This window comes from Rhodococcus sp. AC861 (genome assembly GCF_979256035.1).
On the sequence record NZ_CEEDMW010000007.1, the window covers coordinates 198145 to 215147 of the forward strand.

The 17003-nt window shown below is 68.0% G+C and carries 18 protein-coding genes; 10 read left to right on the top strand and 8 right to left on the bottom strand.

Annotation, left to right across the window (positions count from 1 at the left end; genetic code table 11):
• Nucleotides 1-45: 45 nt before the first annotated feature.
• Nucleotides 46-1074 (bottom strand): alpha-ketoacid dehydrogenase subunit beta, encoded by a 1029-nt coding sequence (locus AC0IX4_RS21195; protein ID WP_082518371.1) that lies wholly within the window; start codon nucleotides 1072-1074, stop codon nucleotides 46-48.
• Nucleotides 1071-2150: a pyruvate dehydrogenase (acetyl-transferring) E1 component subunit alpha gene (pdhA, locus tag AC0IX4_RS21200; protein ID WP_042575535.1), complete on the bottom strand. Its 1080-nt coding sequence runs from the start codon at nucleotides 2148-2150 to the stop codon at nucleotides 1071-1073. The genes AC0IX4_RS21195 and pdhA overlap by 4 nt, the downstream gene beginning before the upstream one ends.
• 260 nt (nucleotides 2151-2410) lie before the next feature.
• On the opposite strand from pdhA, the gene AC0IX4_RS21205 reads away from it, so the two are divergent.
• From AC0IX4_RS21205 to AC0IX4_RS21220, 4 genes are all read left to right on the top strand, one after another.
• Nucleotides 2411-3895, top strand: coding sequence for a cryptochrome/photolyase family protein (locus AC0IX4_RS21205; protein ID WP_056073116.1), 1485 nt, complete (start codon nucleotides 2411-2413; stop codon nucleotides 3893-3895).
• Nucleotides 3896-3966: 71 nt separating this feature from the next.
• Complete coding sequence (locus tag AC0IX4_RS21210; RefSeq protein WP_056074281.1) at nucleotides 3967-4794, top strand: SDR family oxidoreductase; 828 nt, start codon at nucleotides 3967-3969, stop codon at nucleotides 4792-4794.
• A gap of 1 nt (nucleotide 4795) precedes the next feature.
• Nucleotides 4796-6013 carry an acyl-CoA dehydrogenase family protein gene (locus AC0IX4_RS21215; RefSeq protein WP_027507258.1) on the top strand — a complete coding sequence of 406 codons (1218 nt, stop codon included), beginning with the start codon at nucleotides 4796-4798 and terminating at the stop codon, nucleotides 6011-6013.
• 47 nt (nucleotides 6014-6060) lie between these two features.
• Nucleotides 6061-7062, top strand: coding sequence for a phosphotransferase family protein (locus tag AC0IX4_RS21220; RefSeq protein WP_056074280.1), 1002 nt, complete (start codon nucleotides 6061-6063; stop codon nucleotides 7060-7062).
• Here AC0IX4_RS21220 and AC0IX4_RS21225 read toward each other — a convergent pair.
• Together AC0IX4_RS21225 and AC0IX4_RS21230 are read right to left on the bottom strand one after the other, a co-directional pair.
• Entirely contained in the window at nucleotides 7016-8242 is a 1227-nt protein-coding gene (locus AC0IX4_RS21225; protein WP_056073113.1) for a benzoate/H(+) symporter BenE family transporter, read from the bottom strand. The two genes, AC0IX4_RS21220 and AC0IX4_RS21225, sit on opposite strands and share 47 nt — an antisense overlap.
• Nucleotides 8239-8679: an acyl-CoA thioesterase gene (locus AC0IX4_RS21230; RefSeq protein ID WP_471830961.1), complete on the bottom strand. Its 441-nt coding sequence runs from the start codon at nucleotides 8677-8679 to the stop codon at nucleotides 8239-8241. The genes AC0IX4_RS21225 and AC0IX4_RS21230 overlap by 4 nt, the downstream gene beginning before the upstream one ends.
• 137 nt (nucleotides 8680-8816) lie before the next feature.
• Between AC0IX4_RS21230 and AC0IX4_RS21235 the strand changes: the two genes are divergently transcribed.
• Together AC0IX4_RS21235 and AC0IX4_RS21240 are read left to right on the top strand one after the other, a co-directional pair.
• On the top strand, nucleotides 8817-9560 hold the full coding sequence (locus AC0IX4_RS21235) for a GntR family transcriptional regulator (RefSeq protein ID WP_042575629.1): 744 nt from the start codon (nucleotides 8817-8819) through the stop codon (nucleotides 9558-9560).
• Between the two features lie 55 nt (nucleotides 9561-9615).
• The gene (locus tag AC0IX4_RS21240) at nucleotides 9616-10461 is read left to right on the top strand and encodes an SDR family NAD(P)-dependent oxidoreductase (protein ID WP_231568736.1); all 846 of its coding nucleotides are present in this window, start codon (nucleotides 9616-9618) and stop codon (nucleotides 10459-10461) included.
• A gap of 23 nt (nucleotides 10462-10484) precedes the next feature.
• Here the strand turns inward: AC0IX4_RS21240 and AC0IX4_RS21245 are convergent, their stop codons facing one another.
• Together AC0IX4_RS21245 and AC0IX4_RS21250 are read right to left on the bottom strand one after the other, a co-directional pair.
• Nucleotides 10485-10943, bottom strand: coding sequence for a PTS sugar transporter subunit IIA (locus tag AC0IX4_RS21245; protein ID WP_056073107.1), 459 nt, complete (start codon nucleotides 10941-10943; stop codon nucleotides 10485-10487).
• Nucleotides 10940-11170, bottom strand: a complete 231-nt coding sequence (locus AC0IX4_RS21250; protein WP_042575529.1) for a PTS sugar transporter subunit IIB — start codon at nucleotides 11168-11170, stop codon at nucleotides 10940-10942. Before AC0IX4_RS21250 ends, AC0IX4_RS21245 begins: the two co-directional genes overlap by 4 nt.
• A gap of 245 nt (nucleotides 11171-11415) precedes the next feature.
• Here AC0IX4_RS21250 and AC0IX4_RS21255 point away from each other — a divergent pair, with 245 nt between their 5' ends.
• From AC0IX4_RS21255 to AC0IX4_RS21270, 4 genes are read left to right on the top strand one after another with little or no spacing between them, the layout of a single operon-like run.
• Nucleotides 11416-12642 carry a PTS transporter subunit EIIC gene (locus AC0IX4_RS21255; protein WP_471830993.1) on the top strand — a complete coding sequence of 409 codons (1227 nt, stop codon included), beginning with the start codon at nucleotides 11416-11418 and terminating at the stop codon, nucleotides 12640-12642.
• Nucleotides 12639-13811 (top strand): N-acetylglucosamine-6-phosphate deacetylase, encoded by a 1173-nt coding sequence (locus AC0IX4_RS21260; protein WP_471830963.1) that lies wholly within the window; start codon nucleotides 12639-12641, stop codon nucleotides 13809-13811. The genes AC0IX4_RS21255 and AC0IX4_RS21260 overlap by 4 nt, the downstream gene beginning before the upstream one ends.
• Nucleotides 13792-14571, top strand: a complete 780-nt coding sequence (nagB, locus tag AC0IX4_RS21265; RefSeq protein WP_471830964.1) for a glucosamine-6-phosphate deaminase — start codon at nucleotides 13792-13794, stop codon at nucleotides 14569-14571. Before AC0IX4_RS21260 ends, nagB begins: the two co-directional genes overlap by 20 nt.
• Nucleotides 14572-14603: 32 nt before the next feature.
• The gene (locus AC0IX4_RS21270; RefSeq protein WP_042575526.1) at nucleotides 14604-15407 is read left to right on the top strand and encodes an SDR family NAD(P)-dependent oxidoreductase; all 804 of its coding nucleotides are present in this window, start codon (nucleotides 14604-14606) and stop codon (nucleotides 15405-15407) included.
• A gap of 3 nt (nucleotides 15408-15410) precedes the next feature.
• On the opposite strand, the gene AC0IX4_RS21275 is transcribed toward AC0IX4_RS21270, so the two are convergent.
• Both AC0IX4_RS21275 and AC0IX4_RS21280 read right to left on the bottom strand, forming a co-directional pair.
• Nucleotides 15411-16229 (bottom strand): shikimate 5-dehydrogenase, encoded by an 819-nt coding sequence (locus tag AC0IX4_RS21275; RefSeq protein WP_042575525.1) that lies wholly within the window; start codon nucleotides 16227-16229, stop codon nucleotides 15411-15413.
• Between the two features lie 18 nt (nucleotides 16230-16247).
• Complete coding sequence (locus AC0IX4_RS21280) at nucleotides 16248-16970, bottom strand: HNH endonuclease family protein (RefSeq protein WP_442970539.1); 723 nt, start codon at nucleotides 16968-16970, stop codon at nucleotides 16248-16250.
• Nucleotides 16971-17003 lie beyond the last annotated feature (33 nt).

Genomic DNA, 17003 nt, shown 5'->3' on the forward strand with positions numbered 1-17003 from the left:
CTGGCAGATTCCTGTGACCCGGCGCAGTGATTCCGGTGCGGCGCGTCAGCCTGCGAGAACCGTGTCGACTCCCGTGAGGATCCGATCGACGTCCGGAAGGTGATGTCGCTCGAGGCGCGCCGGTGGGTACGGAACGTGGAAGCCGGTGACCCGTTGGACAGGTGCCTCGAGGGAGTAGAAGCATTCCTGCGACACCTGCGCGGCGATCTCGGCGGCGACACCCAGGTATCCGGTGTCCTCCTGCACGACCACCAGGCGACCCGTCCGACGCACCGACGCGCACACCGTGTCGGTGTCCAGCGGCGACAACGACCGGAGGTCGATCACCTCGAGGCTGTGGCCCTCCTGCGCGGCGACGTCGGCGGCCTTGAGGGCCGTCTGCACCATCGATCCGTAGGCCACCACCGTCGCGTCGGTGCCGGTGCGGCACACGCGAGCGGCGCTCAGAGGCAGATCGGGCGCATCGGTCGCCCACTCGCCCTTGTCCCAGTACCGGCGCTTGGGCTCGAGGAACACGACCGGATCCTCCGAGTGCACGGCCTGCTGGATCATCCAGTAGGCGTCGTGAGGCGTGCTCGGGCTGACCACCCGCAAGCCGGCCGTATGGGCGAAGTACGCCTCGGGCGACTCGGAGTGATGTTCCACCGCTCCGATGCCGCCGCCGAAGGGAATGCGGATGACCATCGGAGCGCCGACGAGTCCGGCAGTGCGATACCGGATCTTGGCCACCTGGGACACGATCTGGTCGAAGGCGGGGTAGACGAACCCGTCGAACTGGATCTCCACGACGGGGCGGTAGCCACGCAGCGCCATGCCGAACGCGGTGCCCACCATGCCGGACTCGGCGAGAGGCATGTCGAGTACGCGCTGGTCGCCGAAGTCTTTCTGCAGTCTGTCGGTCACGCGGAACACACCGCCGAGCTTGCCGATGTCGAGGCCCATCAGCACGACCTTGTCGTCGGCCTCGAGGCATGCACGCAGGCCTGCGTTGATCGCACCACCGAGGGTGCCCTTGACGTGGAGATCCGACGACGCGGTGGTCGCGCCGGCGCGGGAGAGGGTTCCGGTGGTCATCGCAGTGTCTCCTTCTGGCGGTCCACCACAGCGTGTGGTTCGGCGTAGACGTGGTCGAGCAGGGTGGACGACTCCGGATCGACGGCGGAGATCGTGGCGGAGCGCAGCCGGGCGGCGACGTCGTCCGCGGTCGCGGCGATGTCCTCGCGCACAGACGGTGTCAGCGCGCCCTCGCGGGTGAGCAGTCTGTCGAGGCGGTCCAACGGATCGCGCGCCGCCCACACGTCGCGCTCGGCGTCGGCGCGGTACCGCGTCGGATCGTCGGACGTGGTGTGCGGGCCCATGCGGTAGGTCATCGCCTCGATGAAGGTGGGGCCACCGCCGGTGCGGGCTCGGTGCGCGGCGGCGCGCGTCACCGCGAGGACGGCGAGGGCGTCGTTGCCGTCGACACGCAGGGCGGGCATGCCGAAGCCGGCGGCACGGGACGCGAGCGGGAGCGGGCTCTGGAGCGCGACAGGCTCGCTGATGGCCCAGTGGTTGTTCTGGCAGAAGAACACGACTCCGGCTCCGAACGACACCGAGAACGACAGCGCCTCCGAGATGTCGCCTTCGCTGGTAGCGCCGTCGCCGAAGTAGGCGACAGTGGCGATCTCGGCACCGTCGAGCCGCGCTGCCATGGCGTAGCCGGTGGCGTGCAACCCCTGCGCGCCGACGATGATCGCCGGGTTGGTGATGTTGTACTCGTCGGGATCCCAGCCGGAGTGCGCGGTGCCGCGCCACAGTGCGGTGAGCTTCTCCACCGGCACGCCTCGGCAGTACGCCACCGCGTGCTCGCGGTAGCTCGTGAAGATGTAGTCGTCGGCGGTGACGGCGTGGGCGGAGCCCACCTGGGCTGCTTCCTGACCCAGCAGCGGTGCCCACAGTCCCAGTTCGCCCTGACGCTGCAGCGCGGTCGCCTCGGTGTCGATGCGGCGCGCCACCACCATGTCCCGGTACATGTCGAGCATGTGTGCGGCGTCGACGTCGGCGACGAGTCGCCAGTGCTCGGGGTCGTGCACTCGTCGGCCGTCGGGCTGGACGAGTTGCACGGGATGCGCGATGCGATCGCCCCGCGGTGATGTGTCCGATCGGGTCATGGTCTTCCTCTCCGCCGGTGCGCGGACCTCGTCGTGAGAGGAGGGCGCACAGTGTGGACGAGCCGTGTGTGGCTCACCTCACAGCATGCTCGCCTGACCGCATTGCGCAAGTGATACCTGCGAGAGTGAGCAACTCGCTCGGTGGTTGCCCCACCGACACGCACAGAACGAGCAGGATGGGCGTCGGGTGACGGTGTCGGACGGTCACGCGTAGCGGTTCCCGGCCGGTTGGCCTCGCGGAGGACGGGGAACAGCAGAGCATGTCCTCTCCGGCTCCGCTCTGGGTGTTCGCCGATCAGCTCGGCCCCCACGTCCACTCGTCCGAGGAGATGGTGGACCGTGACGTCGTCATCATCGAGTCCGCGCGCGCGTTGGGACGTCGACGGGGTCATCGTCAGAAGGCCCATCTGTTGCTCAGCGGCATGCGGCACCTCGCCGAGGAGCTGGGCGATCGAGCGACGTACATCCGTGCCGACACCTATCGCGAGGGCCTCGCCCGCGTCGGGCGCCCGGTCGTCGTCCACGAACCGACGTCGCGGCGAGCGGAGGCCTTCGTTCGTCGACTGGCCGACGAGGGCCTGGTCGAGGAGATCGTGCCGACCCCCACGTTCGCCCTGTCCCGTGCGGACTTCGCCGACTGGGCGGGCGGCAAGAAGTCGTTCCTCATGGAGAACTTCTACCGAGAGCAGCGTCGCCGGTTCGACATCCTGATGGACGGCGAGAATCCGGTGAGCGGCACCTGGAACCTCGATGCGGAGAACAGGGAGAAGCCGCCGAAGAAGCGGACGACACTCGGTGTTCCCGAACCGTGGTGGCCCGAGGAGGACGACATCGACGCCGGCGTGCGTAAGGATCTCGACGCCATGGACGTCGACTGGTCCGGCGAGGACGGACCGCGTCTCTTCGCCGTCACCGCAGCCGAGGCGGCGTCGGCGCTGGAGACCTTCGTGGCCACCCGTCTCGCCACGTTCGGTCCCTACGAGGACGCCGTGATGGCCGCGGACTGGACCATGTCGCACTCTTTGCTGTCGGTGCCGTTCAACCTCGGTGTGCTGCACCCGCTGGACGCGGCGCGCGCCGCCGAGCAGGCATACCGGGACGGCACGGCACCGCTGGCGAGCGTCGAGGGGTTCGTACGCCAGATCCTGGGGTGGCGCGAGTACGTGTGGCACCTCTACTGGCATCTGGGCGAGGACTACATGCGCACCAACGCCCTCGATGCCGACACTCCGCTGCCCGGATGGTTCCAGACCCTGGATGCGGAGGAGGTCACCGCGGCGTGTCTGTCCGACGCCCTCGCCGGCGTGCACGATCGCGGGTGGGTGCACCACATCCCACGCCTGATGATCCTGGGAAACCATGCGCTGCAACGTGGGTACGACCCGCGGGCGCTCACCCGGTGGTTCACCGAGCACTTCGTCGACGGGTACGAGTGGGTGATGCCGGTCAACGTCTTCGGCATGAGTCAGCACGCCGACGGGGGAGTGATCGCGACCAAGCCGTACACGTCCGGCGGCGCGTACATCGACCGGATGACCGACCACTGCAAGGGCTGCGCGTTCGACCCGAAGAAGCGGGTCGGCGAGGACGCGTGCCCGTTCACGGCGGGGTACTGGGCCTTCACGCACAAGCACCGCGAGCGGTTGGCGAAGAACATGCGCACGCGTCGTGCGGTCAGTTCGATGGACCGGCTCGGCGACATCGACGAGATCGTGGAACAGGAACGCACACGGACCCACTTCTGAACTCGAGGTCGACCTCGAGTTCGTGGACCCTGCGGGCCCGCCGCCGACCCCGCATGCCTACTATCTGAATGATGCGGGTCACAGACAAGGTCGCCATCGTCACGGGAGGTGGCGCCGGGATCGGTGCCGCCCTCGCCACTGCTCTGGTCGAGGCCGGGAACTCGGTCCTGGTCGCCGATCTCGATGCCGCGGCCGCCGATGCGGTCGCCGCGCGACTGGGCGAGCGGTGCATCGCCGTCGGCGGCGATGTCGCCGACGACGCGGTGATCGCCCTGATGATCGAGCGGGTCGAGGAGGCGTTCGGGCCCCTCGACATCTACATCGCCAATGCCGGGACGACGGCAGGGATGGGGCTCGACAGCACCGACGCCGCCTGGGACACCGCGTTGTCGGTCAACGTGCTCGCCCATGTGCGCGCTGCGCGCGTGGTGATCCCGCGGTGGATCGAGCGCGGAACGCACGGCTACTTCCTGTCCACCGCGTCCGCGGCGGGGCTGCTCACCCAGATCGGATCGGCCACCTACTCGGTGTCCAAGCACGCGGCCGTCGGCTTCGCCGAATGGCTGTCGGTCACCTACGGCGACAAAGGCATCGCGGTGAGCTGCCTGTGCCCGATGGGCGTCAACACGGCACTCCTGAACTCGGGCTTCGACAGTGACGCCGAGGGTGCCTCGGTGGCGGCGTCCGCCGTGACCGGCGCCGGCACCGTCCTCGAACCGGAGGACGTCGCTCGCATCGTCCTCGAGGCGATGGAGACCGAGAAGTTCCTCGTTCTCCCGCACCCCGAGGTGCTCACGTTCTACTCGCACAAGAGTGCCGACTACGACCGGTGGATCGCCGGGATGCGTCGGTACCGGACCTCACTCGAGACGGCCGCACGGCCAGGACAGGATCGCTGACATGGATTTCGCGTACTCGGACCGGTGTAAGGACTACCAGCAGCGCCTGCTGGCGTTCATGGACGAGAAGGTCTATCCGGCGGAGGCGGTCTACGCCCAGCAGATCCTGGAGTCCGGTGATCCGCACTTCCAGCCGCCGATCCTCGAGGAACTCAAGGCCGACGCGAAGTCTCGCGGCCTGTGGAACCTCTTCCACCCGGATCCCGCCTACGGCCCCGGTCTGACCAACGCCGAGTACGCGCCGCTCGCGGAGATCATGGGCCGTAGCCCCGCGATCGCGCCCGAGGCCTGTAACTGCGCCGCACCCGACACCGGCAACATGGAGGTGTTCACCCGCTTCGGTACGGACGAGCACAAGGAGAAGTGGCTCGCCCCGTTGCTCGAGGGCACCATTCGCTCGGCCTTCGCCATGACGGAGCCCGATGTCGCCAGCTCCGACGCGACGAACATCGCGATGTCCATGGTGGCCGACGGCGAGGACTGGATCCTGAACGGTCGGAAGTGGTGGACTTCCAACGCTTTGCACCAGAACTGCAAGGTTCTGATCGTCATGGGCAAGACGGCGCCCGAGGCGTCGACGTACGAGCAGCAGTCGATGATGGTCGTGCCGATCGACGCGCCCGGCGTCACCGTCCTGCGCGGCCTGCCGGTGTTCGGATACCAGGACCGCGAGGGTCACGCCGAGGTCCTGTTCGAGAACGTTCGCGTCCCCGGCAAGGACGTGCTCGCCGGACCGGGTGCCGGCTTCATGATCGGCCAGGCGCGACTGGGCCCCGGCCGTATCCACCACTGCATGCGTGCGATCGGAATGGCAGAGCGCGCACTGGAACTCATGTGTGACCGTGCGTCGTCCCGCGTGGCGTTCGGCAAGCCGATCGCGGCGCAGGCCAACATCCAGGACTGGATCGCCGAAGCCCGCATCGACATCGAGATGGCCCGCCTCCTCACGCTCAAGGCCGCCTGGATGATGGACGAGTTCAGCAACAAGGAAGCACGCGTGGAGATCGCGGCCATCAAGGTCGCGGCGCCCGCGATGGCCCTGAAGATCGTCGACCGCGCCATCCAGGTGCACGGCGGCGGCGGTGTCTCCGACGACTTCCCGCTCGCCAGCATGTACGCCCACCTGCGGACGCTGCGTCTCGCCGACGGTCCGGACGAGGTGCACAAGCGGACCATCGCACGCACCGAGCTCGCGCCCTACCGGAAGATCGACAAGTGACGACGGGAACGACACCGGGCCTCGACGACGGCGCGGTCACGGCGTGGATGGAGAGCCTCGACATCGGGGTCTCGGGGCCACTGACCTTCGAGCGCATCGGCAACGGGCAGTCCAACCTGACGTTCGCCGTCGGCGATGCCGCCGGTGGTCGGTGGGTGCTGCGGCGTCCGCCGCTGGGCACGCTGCTGGCGTCGGCGCACGACGTCGCTCGCGAGTACCGCATCCTGTCGGCCTTGCAGCAGACTGCCGTTCCGGTGCCGACGACGATCGCGCTGACCGACGATCCGGCGGTCACCGATGCTCCCCTGGTCCTGATGAGCCATGTGGACGGGCTGGTGATCGACAGCCCGACCGTCGCGGAGACGCTGTCGCAGGCACGTCGTCGGACGATCGGTGAGGCCATGCCCGCCACGCTCGGCAAGATCCACGCGGTCGATCTCGACAGCACCGGCCTCACCGATCTGGCGAGTCACAAGCCCTACGCTGCACGGCAATTGAAGCGATGGTCGTCGCAGTGGGCGCAGTCGAAGACGCGGGACGTCCCGGACATCGAACGCCTGGCCACCGCGCTCGCGAATTCGGCTCCGGAGCAGACCGAGGTCTCGCTGGTGCACGGCGACTTCCATCTGAGCAACATCATCACCAGCGGAGTCGGTGAGAGCAACGTGGACGACGCGATCGTCGCGGTGGTCGACTGGGAGCTGTGCACGCTCGGTGATCCTCTGGCGGATGTCGGTGCGTTGCTGGCCTATTGGTCGCAGTCGGACGACGGCGCGGCGGGTCTGTTCATGTCCTCGACTCTCCCCGGGTTCCCGTCGCGCGACGATCTGGTGGAGATCTACGCACGGACCACGGGGCGCGACGTGTCGTCCGTGGGGTACTGGCACACGTTGGCGCTGTGGAAACTGTCGATCATCGCCGAGGGCGTCATGCGTCGAGCCATCGAGGACGAGCGCAACCGGGCACGTGACGGCTCGCCGACCACGGACCTGGTCGACGGCATCATCGCGCGGGCGGTGTCGACGGCGGAGTCGGCCGGGATCCTCTGATACTTACCGGCGTGCGTGACAGACCGATGCGGACGACGAGTCCGAGAACGAGGGCCCAGAAGGCCGATCCGATCCCGGCGATGCCGACGCCCGATGCCGCCACCACGAAGGTGATGGCAGCAGGGAGGCGTTCGGCCTCGTCGCCGAGTGCCGCTGCGAGCGACGCCGCCAGTGTGGCCAGCAAGGCCAGTCCGGCAACGGTTTCGACGATGCCGGCCGGGGCCAAGGCGACGAGCGTGGCCAGTGCTGCGGACGCGACCGCCAGGACGAGGTAGGACGCGCCGGCGGACACCGCAGCGATCCATCGACGATCCTTGTCCGGGTGGGCGTCGGGCGCGGCCGCCAAGGCGGCACTGATCGCCGCGAGGTTCACGGCGTGCACACCGGCCGGCGCCGTGACGGCCGTACCGACGCCGGTGACGGTCATCGCCGCTCGCCACGGCACGGTGTACCCGAACGAGGCCATGACAGCCGTGCCCGGGATGTTCTGCGACGCCATCGTCACGATGTAGAGCGGCAGAGCGATGCCGACGAGCGCCTGCCACGTCCAGGTGGGTGCGACGAGGTCGAGGCTCGGCAGCAACGATCGGGCGTCCACCGCGCTGCCGTTCGTGATCAACGAGATCCCGATGACGACAGCAGCTACGGCGAACGCCGCCGGGACCGCCCACCGCGGTGACAGGCGCAGGAAGACGATCCACGTGAGCACGACGGGCGCAACCGCTGCGGGGTTGTCCGCCAGGGCGCGCACGGGCTCGATGCACAGCGGCAGGATGACGCCGGCCAGCATCGCCTGCGCCAGCGGGACGGGAATGGACGCGATGACGCGTCCGAGGCCGGACCACACGCCGGTCAGCACGATGGCGAGGCCGACGGTGACGAATGCCCCGACGGCGGCGGGCCACCCGCCCACAACCGCTCCCGTGCCCGCCAGCAGAGCGGCCCCGGGTGTCGACCACGCGAGGGTGATCGGAATGCGGTAGCGCAGTGCGAGACCGGTGATTCCCAGCGCCATCACCAGAGACATGGCGAAGAGCCCGGAGGCGGCCTGCGCCTCGCTGGCACCCACGGATCGGAGGCCGGTGAGGACCACCGCGAACGAGCTGGTGAATCCGACGAGCGCGGTGACCACCCCCGCGCCGATCGGCAGCGCGAGGGACACCCGCCCCGGCTCGGTCACCGCCCGAGCGCCTCGACGACCGTGCGGATCTCGGCAGGGACCGGTACCGGGCGCCGGGTCACCGCGTCGACGTACACGTGTACGAACCGCCCCACGGCCGCCGGAGTGAGACCGTCGTCGTCGACACGGAAGATGCTCAGCGCGTACACGATCGAGGTGTTCCCGAGCCGCTCGACGGCGATACCCACCTGCAGGTCGTCGGGAAAGCTCAGTTGGCTGAGAAACGTGCAGGACGTTTCGGCCACCACACCGATCGCCGGAAGGGCGCGGATGTCGAGGCCGGTGCTCTTCATGAGCCACCCGTTCACCGCGGTGTCGAAGTACGAGTAGTAGGTGACGTTGTTGACGTGCCCGTAGTGGTCGTTGTCCTCCCAGCGGGTGGCCACGGGCCACAGGACGGGACAGTCTGCTGCAGTCGGAACGGCGCTCTCGCTCATGGGGTGAGGATTCCATCCCCGCGTGCCTTTCGCGTATCCCAGGGTGCGCAAAAGGCGCGCGAGGCGTTGCCATCCAGGTAAGTTGGACGGGACCAGTCCGTACCGCTCGCGCAGACAATCCGGGAGTACACGCCGTGGTGATGCCCGTCCACCTTCGCGACAGTGCCGTGCCCAAGCACGAGCAGCTCCGCACGATCCTGCTGCACCGGTGCACCAAGGAACTCCAGCCCGGCGACCTGATGCCCAGCGAGCGGCGCCTGATGGAGGACTACGGCGTCAGCCGGATCACCGTGCGCGAGGCCATCGGTCAGCTGGTCAACGAAGGCCACGTCGTCCGGGTACGCGGCAAAGGGACGTTCGTCGCCAGCCGCCCGGTCCAGTCCCGCCTCCATCTGGCGTCGTTCTCCGAGGAGATGCGCGCCCAGGGTCTCGAACCGACGACCGTCGTTCTGTTCGCTCGCCTCGAGGACCCGTCCGCCGCGACGGCGCGGGCGCTCAACCTGTCCGACGGTGGCAAGGCGTACCACATCAAGCGACTCCGGCTGGCGGACGGCGAACCGGTCAGCGTCGACGACGGCTGGTTCGACCCGACCGTGCTGCCCGGGCTCGTCGACCTCGATCTCAGCAGGTCGATCTACGACGCCATGTCCTCGCACTACGACGTCACGATCGACCGGGCCGAACAGACGGTCAGCGCCATGGCTGCCGACAACGACACGGCCACGCTCCTCGGCACGAAGCGCGGCGCGCCGGTGCTGTACTTCGACCGTGTCTCCTTCGGCGGCGAGCGTCCGGTCGAGCACACCGAGAGCTGGTACCGCTGCGACAGATATCAACTCACGATGGAGGTCCAGGGCGGTCGGCGGCCGCAGCGTCGCTGACAGCCCTCGTAGACTCGGGGGGACCGCTCACCCTCTGCAGACCGGAAGGTCCCCCGTGCCCAGTTCCAAGTCGTTGACAGGCCGCACCATCGTCGTGACGGGAGCGAGCGACGGAATCGGCAAGATCGCCGCGAGGACGCTGGCCGGGCGTGGCGCCGACGTGCTGATCGTGGGGCGGTCACCGGAGAAGACTGCCGCTGCAGCGTCCGAGATCGGCGGCCGGTCGTTCGTCGCCGACTTCGCCTCGTTCGACGACGTGCGGCGGGTCGCGGAGGAGATCTCGAACTCCGTCGACCACATCGACGTCCTGCTGAACAACGCGGGCGGAACGTTCGATCCGAAGAATCGCACCGCCGAGGGCCACGAACCGAACGTCCAGATCAATCACCTGTCGCCGTTCCTGCTCACCCACCTGCTCCTCGACCGTCTGGGCGGGAGCGCGGGCAGCCGCATCGTCAACACGTCGTCCGTGGGGAACCTCGGCGGTCGGATCGACTTGCGGGACATCGCGTTCGACGCGTCGTCGCCCGCCGAGTTCCGCGCGTACTGCACCAGCAAACTGATGAACATCGGCTTCACCTACGGCGCCACGGCGCGCTGGGCCGATCGGAACATCACCTCTGTCGCCGTGCATCCCGGCGCTGTGCGCAGCAACTTCGGCCACGACAATGTGCTGTTCCGGCTCATCTACCGCACTCCGCTCAAGTACGCGGTGTCCATCAGCGCCGAGTCCGGTGCCGAGCCATTGGTGGCGCTGGCCGCCGACCGTCCCGACGCCGAGATCTCGGGAATCTACTACAGCCGCAACAGCGCTCGCGGCCGCGTCAACGGGCAGATCGACAAGCCGGGAATCGTCGACGGCCTGTGGACGGAGTCCGAAAAGCTGGTCGGCCTCGCCTGAGTGCCTGAGCGCCTGAGCGCCGTTCAGAGGGCGTACAGCGTGTCGCCCACCGCGACCGACTCGCCGACGGACGACGTGACGATCGAGTCCGCCGGCGAGTCCATCAGCACGACGGGGCACACGTCGTCGTAGCCGGCGGCGGCGACCGCCGCCGGGTCGTAACGCACCACGACGTCGCCGGCAGTCACGGTGTCCTTCTCTGCCGCAACCAGTTCGAATCCGACGCCCTTCATCTTGACGGTGTCGATACCGACGTGCACCAGGACGCCGCGCTTGTCCGCTGTCATGACCACGAACGCGTGCGGGTGCAGTTTGAGTATGCGGCCGGACACGGGGGAGTGGACGTCGATCATCCCGGTCGCCGGAGCGGGTCTGACGGCGACGCCGGCCCCGACCATCTGGGACGAGAACACCGGATCCGGTACGTCGGCGAGTGAGATGACGGTGCCCGCGAGCGGGCTGCCCACGGCAGTCTCGGTCACAGGATGTCGTCGATGTCCTCGGCGAGGTTGTCGGCCTCGGGTCCGACGATCACCTGCACGGCCGTGCCCTTGTGGAACACGCCATGGGCGCCCGCGGCTTTGAGAGCCGCCTCGTTCACCAACGACCCGTCCTTGACCTCGGTGCGGAGTCTGGTGATGCACGCTTCGATCTCCACGATGTTGCCGGCTCCTCCGAGCCCGGCGACGATGGCCTCCGCCTTGGACATGCAGTGCTCCTTCGGTGAGATGTTCGGGTGGGCGTGCTCACATTCAGCGTTTGACATCAGGCTTCCACCTGGTCAAACTACAACTGGTTATGACCGGACAGTACCCGTGACGGAACCGGTCCACAACATTCGACGAGAAGAAGGTTGCCATGGCCGGCAAGACTGCCTCCGAATCACCGACAGCAACTCCCCCGCAGAAGGATTCCCGCGCCCTCGCAGGGCTGCAGCGCTTCGGTCGCAGCCTCATGCTGCCCATCGCAGTGCTTCCCGCAGCCGGCATCCTGCTCCGAATCGGTCAGCCCGACCTCCTCGGTCGCTTCGCACCACTCGAGACCACGGCCTCCGTGATCTCGGCGGCCGGCCAGGCGGTCTTCACCTGGTTGCCCCTCATCTTCGCAGTCGGCATCGCGATCGGCTGGGCGAAGAAGGCGGACGGCTCCACGGCCCTGGCCGCAGTCGTCGGATACATGGTGGTGGACGGCGTGTTCACGGCCATGTCCCCGGTCGTGCTCGACGGTGAGGTGGACGCGAACGGCGACCCCGCCGTCATCGACTACGGCGTGCTCGCCGGCATCGTCATCGGTCTGCTGTCCGCCATGTTGTGGCAACGCTTCTACCGTCAGAAGCTGCCCGACTACCTCGGATTCTTCAGCGGTCGGCGCCTCGTTCCCATTCTCACCGCCGTCACGGGTCTCGTTGTCGCCGTAATCATGTCGTTCATCTACCCGCTGTTCTACAGCGCGCTGAACTGGGTGGGCAACACAGTCGCCGACCATTCGGTGGTCGGCAGCGGTATCTACGGATTCGCCAACCGGATGCTCATCCCCACCGGTCTGCACCACATCCTGAACTCGGTCGTCTGGTTCCTGGTGGGCGACTACACCGACGCGAGCGGCCAGATCGTCCGAGGCGACCTGAACCGCTTCTTCGCCGGGGATCCCAGCGCCGGAGTCTTCATGACCGGCTTCTTCCCCATCATGATGTTCGCGCTCCCTGCCGCGGCGTTCGCGATCTACCGCAACGCCAAGCCGTCGCAGAAGAAGCTCGTCGGCGGCATCATGCTCTCCACCGGTCTCACCGCGTTCGTCACCGGCATCACCGAGCCGCTCGAGTACTCGTTCATGTTCGTCGCCTGGCCGCTGTACATCGTGCACGCGGTGCTCACGGGAACGTCGATGGCGCTGACCAACGCCCTCGGTATCCATGACGGCTTCTTCTTCTCCGCCGGCGGTATCGACTACCTGCTCAACTACGGAATCGCCACCAAGGCATGGCTTCTGATCCCGATCGGCCTCGTCTACGCGGTCATCTACTACGTCCTCTTCAGCTTCGTCATCAAGAAGTGGAACCTGCGCACACCCGGCCGGGAGGACGACGTCACCCTGGACGACACCGCCACGGCCACCACCGGCACCGCCAAGCCCGTCGCCGACGGCACCCCCGACGCGCCGACCGGTACCGACACCGCGTGATCCGGCATCTGCGCGGCCGGGTCGTGACGGTCGATGCCGTCCTCGACGACGGCATCGTGGAACTGGACGGCGAGCGCATCTCCTGGGTGGGCGACGCCGCGGCGCGGCCCGATCTGTCCGTGCCGCGGTCGGAGTCGACGATCCTGCCGGGCATGGTCGACCTCCACTGCCACGGCGGCGGCGGAGCGAGCTTTCCCGACGCGACCGGCGCTACCGTCGGCGCGGCGGTTGCGCACCATCGTCGCAGCGGAACCACGACGATGCTCGCGTCCCTGGTGTCCGCGCCCGCCGAGGTGTTGGTGCGCCAAGCCTCGATGCTGGCGCAGGTGTGGCGCCGGGGCGAGATCGCGGGAATCCACCTCGAGGGACCGTTCCTTGCTGTGAGCCGCTGTGGTGCACAGGATCCCGCGTCGATCGTTCCCGGCGACCCCGATCTGTTCGACGCGGTGGTGGACGCGGGCGGGGGAGCGGTGCGGTCGATGACCGTGGCGCCGGAGACACCGAACATGTCGGCTCTCGCCCGAGCGATGGAGCGGGCGGACGTGCGCCTCGGCGTCGGTCACACCGAGGCGGATGCGGCCACCGTGCGGTCGACGATCTCGTCGTTCGGCGCACCGGTCAGCGCGACGCACTTGTTCAACGGCATGCCGCCCCTTCACCATCGTGCGCCCGGCCCGGTCGCCGCGTGCCTGGCCGCGGCGGCGCGCGGGGAGATGGTCGTCGAGTTGATCGGTGACGGAGTGCATCTCGACGCGGACACCGTGTCGATGGTGGTCGACCTCGTCGGTCCGGACGCCGTCGTCTTCGTGTCCGACGCGATGGCGGCCGCGGGCATGGACGACGGTGCGTATCGCTTGGGGGCACTGGACGTGACGGTGGTCGGCGGGGTCGCGAGGTTGTCCGAGGGCGGCGCGATCGCCGGCGGGACGTCGACCGTGCTGGACATCGTTCGCCGCGCCGTGGCGGAGTCGGGTGTCGACCTGGTGTCCGCGGTGAGAATGGGATCGACGACACCCGCAGCGTTCCTGGGGCTCGGAGACAGCGTCGGACGGCTCGCCGCCGGGTGGCGTGCCGACGTGGTGGTCACCGACGGTCACCTGATCCCCACCGATATCTACCGAGCAGGTCATCTCGAAGGAGGCGAGCCGAATGGAGATCGTCATCCGTGACGACGCGGATGCGGTGCACCGGACCGTGGCGGACATTCTCGACCGACGGGTACGCGGCGGTCCCGCGGTTCTGGGTCTCGCCACGGGGTCCACGCCGTTGGGCACCTATCGCGAACTGGGACGGCGATGCCGCGAGGAGGGGTTGTCGTTCGCGCAGTGCCGCGCGTTCCTCCTCGACGAGTACGTCGGTCTGCCGGCGGAGCATCCGCAGTCCTACCGGTCGGTGATCCGGGACGAGTTCGTCGCCGAGGTCGACATCGACCCGGAGTCGATCGACGGTCCGGACGGCGAAGCGTCGGACATCGCCGCCGAGGCCGCACGGTACGACGCCGCCATCGCAGCGGCGGGGGGTGTCGATGTCCAGCTGTTGGGCATCGGGACCGACGGGCACATCGGATTCAACGAGCCGGGCTCGTCCCTGGTCTCGCGCACGCGCGTCAAGACGCTCACCGAGCAGACCCGACAGGACAACGCACGGTTCTTCTCGTCGCCGGCCGAGGTACCGCATCACGTGATGACGCAGGGTCTGGGCACGATCCTCCAGGCCCGCCACCTGGTACTGATCGCGTTGGGCGAGGGTAAGGCGTCCGCGCTCGCCGATGCGGTGGAAGGTCCGCTGGCCGCGTTCTGTCCGGCTTCGGTGGTACAGATGCACGCCCACGTCACGGTCGTCGTGGACGAGGGCGCGGCGTCCGAGCTCAGGCTCGGTGACTACTACCGGTACGCATTGTCGGAGAAGCCCACATGGCAGCACTTCTGATCGGAGTGGGCGCCGCCTCCTAGAGTGAGCGCATGACCGTCGATACCCTGCGTGAACGTCTCCGCGGAAGCACAGTTCTGATCACCGGCGCCAGCTCGGGGCTGGGTGTCGAGTTCGCTCGCCGCTTCGCCACCTACGGGTGCGATCTGGTTCTCGTCGCCCGGCGGTTGGACCGACTGGAGAAGCTGGCGTCGGAACTGTCGACACGGCATGCGATCACCGCGACGCCGGTAGCTGCCGATCTGGCGGTTCCCGGTGCAGGGTCTGCCCTGAAGGCGTCGCTCAGCCATCAGGGCATCACGGTGCACTCGTTGATCAACAACGCGGGCTTCGGCACACACCAGCCGTTCGTCGACGAGGATCCGGTGACGCTGAGCAACGAGATCGCGGTCAATGTCGGTGCAGTCGTCGATCTCTCGCGGGCGTTCCTGCCCGAGATGCTCCAGCACGGGTCCGGTGTGCTGCTGACTCTGGCGAGCACCGCCGCGTACCAGCCGCTCCCCGGGATGGCGGTCTACGCCGCGACCAAGGCGTTCGTCCTGAGCTTCACCGAAGCGCTGGCCGTGGAGACGCGTGGTACCGGCGTCACGGTCATGGCCGTCTCGCCCGGTCCGACGGAGACGGAGTTCTTCGAGGTTGTCGGCGGGGACGACGCGGCCTTCGGTGCCATGCAGACGGCGACCCAGGTCATCGACACCACGTTCGCGGCTCTCGAATCGAAGCGTCCTCCGGCGTCCGTGGTGTCGGGTGTGAGCAACAAATTGCAGTCCGCCGGCGTGCGGTTGCTTCCTCGCTGGGCAGCGCTGGAAGTGACCGCCCGCATGTTCTCGAAGTGAGGGTCAGCGGCGGGAGAATTCGGACGCGCGCTGGATCTGCTCGCTGCGCAGTGTCACGCCCGTGTAGAGCGTGAACTGAGCGGCAGCCTGGAGGGCAACCACTTCCGCCCCGGTGACGACGGGTTTTCCTGCTGCTCGCGCCGCGACGATCAACGGAGTCTCGCTCGGCACCGCGACGACGTCCATCACCCCGCGTGCCGACGCGATCTGCTCCGTCGAGAACGGGAGGGAGTCCGCGTCGGGTCCGCCGGACATTCCGACGGGAGTGACGTTCACCAGCAGGTCGGCCTCGACCTCGTCGGCTGACCTGGCCCATCGATAGCCATAGCTGTCCGCGAGCGCCGGACCCGTCGTCTCGTTGCGGGCGACGACGGTGCCGTCGGTGTATCCCGAGTCGCGCAGTGCCGCGACGACGGCCTTGGCCATGCCGCCGCTGCCGGTGACGGCCACCGACCAGGACGTGTCGAACGTCGAGCGGGCCACGAGGTCGACGACGGCCTGGTAGTCGGTGTTGTACGCGTGCAGGACACCGTCCTCGTTGACGATGGTGTTGACCGAGTCGATGGCGGACGCGGAATCGTGCATCACGTCGATGTGCTCGATGCAGGCTTCCTTGAACGGCATGGACACACCGCACCCGCGGATGCCGAGCGCGCGGATGCCCGCGACGGCCGCCGGGAGGTCGGTGGTGGTGAAGGCCTTGTAGACGAAGTTCAGGTCGAGCTCGTCGTACAGGTAGTTGTGGAAACGGGTCCCGATGTTGCTGGGCCGCCCGGACAACGACATGCAGAGTTGGGTGTCTTTGGTGAACACGCGCGACATGAACGGAAGCTTACGGATCTAGGAACAGGATTCCGAGACCGTCGCCAACACGTCCCTGTCCGCCGTGGTGATCGGCAGGCCGTATCGCACCGCGACGGTGAGGAAGCGGCCCGCGTAGAAGCAGTGGTAGGCGCCGTTGGGCGGCATCCACTCCGACGGAGTCTTGTCGCTCTTGGACTGGTTCTCCGGCCCCGACACCGCCATGAGGTTGTAGGTGATGTCGTTGGCGAAGCGGATGCGCTGCTCGATCGGCCACTGCCACGCGCCCATGTCCCAGGCGGCGGCCAACGGGTAGGTGTGGTCGATCTGCACCGCGCCGGCGTCCTGCTTGGTGAAAGGGAGCACCGAGCCGGTGAACGGGTCGTTCAACGACCCTGCGACCACGACGCAGTCGTTCGTGCCAGGACGGAACTGGATATCGGTGAGGGCGATCTGCAGCACGTTGTCGCGGGTTCCGCACCCGTCGTGACCACCGGGGCCGTCGTAGTCGTCCGTCCACGCCGGGCCGAAGACGCAGCCGTCGCCCTGCTTGCAGCTGCGTTCGTAGCCGGGGACGTCCGGCCGGGAATCGACCACCGCCGTCTGCGCGAGGAGCGACTCGATCTGCGATGTCGGCGGACTCCCCGGCGCGGGGATCGGTGCGCCCAGCAGTGTCGAGCATCCGGCGGTCAGAACCAGAACGACCACGGCGGCGAGAGCGAATCCGTAGCGACGGATCGGCCCGGTCGTGGAAGTGGTCACGGGAACCGAGTATGCCGGGTGGGTCCGACACGA

What these genes read in the sequence shown, in the direction of transcription:
- AC0IX4_RS21275 (WP_042575525.1), bottom strand. Translation starts at nt 16,229, where the DNA reads ATGTCGCGCGTGTTCACCAAAGACACCCAACTCTGCATGTCGTTGTCC.
- AC0IX4_RS21215 (WP_027507258.1), top strand. Translation starts at nt 4,796, where the DNA reads ATGGATTTCGCGTACTCGGACCGGTGTAAGGACTACCAGCAGCGCCTG.
- AC0IX4_RS21195 (WP_082518371.1), bottom strand. Translation starts at nt 1,074, where the DNA reads ATGACCACCGGAACCCTCTCCCGCGCCGGCGCGACCACCGCGTCGTCG.
- AC0IX4_RS21210 (WP_056074281.1), top strand. Translation starts at nt 3,967, where the DNA reads ATGCGGGTCACAGACAAGGTCGCCATCGTCACGGGAGGTGGCGCCGGG.
- AC0IX4_RS21250 (WP_042575529.1), bottom strand. Translation starts at nt 11,170, where the DNA reads ATGTCCAAGGCGGAGGCCATCGTCGCCGGGCTCGGAGGAGCCGGCAAC.
- AC0IX4_RS21255 (WP_471830993.1), top strand. Translation starts at nt 11,416, where the DNA reads ATGCTGCCCATCGCAGTGCTTCCCGCAGCCGGCATCCTGCTCCGAATC.
- AC0IX4_RS21230 (WP_471830961.1), bottom strand. Translation starts at nt 8,679, where the DNA reads ATGAGCGAGAGCGCCGTTCCGACTGCAGCAGACTGTCCCGTCCTGTGG.
- AC0IX4_RS21270 (WP_042575526.1), top strand. Translation starts at nt 14,604, where the DNA reads ATGACCGTCGATACCCTGCGTGAACGTCTCCGCGGAAGCACAGTTCTG.
- nagB (WP_471830964.1), top strand. Translation starts at nt 13,792, where the DNA reads ATGGAGATCGTCATCCGTGACGACGCGGATGCGGTGCACCGGACCGTG.
- AC0IX4_RS21205 (WP_056073116.1), top strand. Translation starts at nt 2,411, where the DNA reads ATGTCCTCTCCGGCTCCGCTCTGGGTGTTCGCCGATCAGCTCGGCCCC.
- AC0IX4_RS21220 (WP_056074280.1), top strand. Translation starts at nt 6,061, where the DNA reads ATGGAGAGCCTCGACATCGGGGTCTCGGGGCCACTGACCTTCGAGCGC.
- pdhA (WP_042575535.1), bottom strand. Translation starts at nt 2,150, where the DNA reads ATGACCCGATCGGACACATCACCGCGGGGCGATCGCATCGCGCATCCC.